This window comes from Caballeronia sp. M23-90, from assembly GCF_053574605.1.
Window position 1 is genome coordinate 1 of record NZ_JBSIPA010001094.1, and the last position, 221, is coordinate 221.

1 protein-coding gene is annotated in these 221 nt (G+C 60.2%); it reads right to left on the reverse strand.

Annotated elements, in window-relative coordinates:
• On the reverse strand, positions 1-221 hold a 221-nt coding region (locus tag ACRXB1_RS37945), incomplete at both ends, for a hypothetical protein (protein WP_449495001.1).

Below are 221 nucleotides of genomic sequence, written 5' to 3' on the forward strand. Positions count from 1 at the left end.
TTCGCTTTGCGGCGCACGCAGGTCGACGCTGATCAGCTTGTCGCGCACCCGATACTGCGTGACCGTGTAGCCCGTGAATTGCATCGCGAGGAAATTGGACACGTCTTGCGAACTGACGCCGAGTTCACGCGCTTTCTTCTGGTCGATCTGGAAGCGCACCGAGCGCTCCGATGGTTCGTCCCAGTCGTATTGAACGTTTGTCGTGCCGCTGTCGGCGCGCA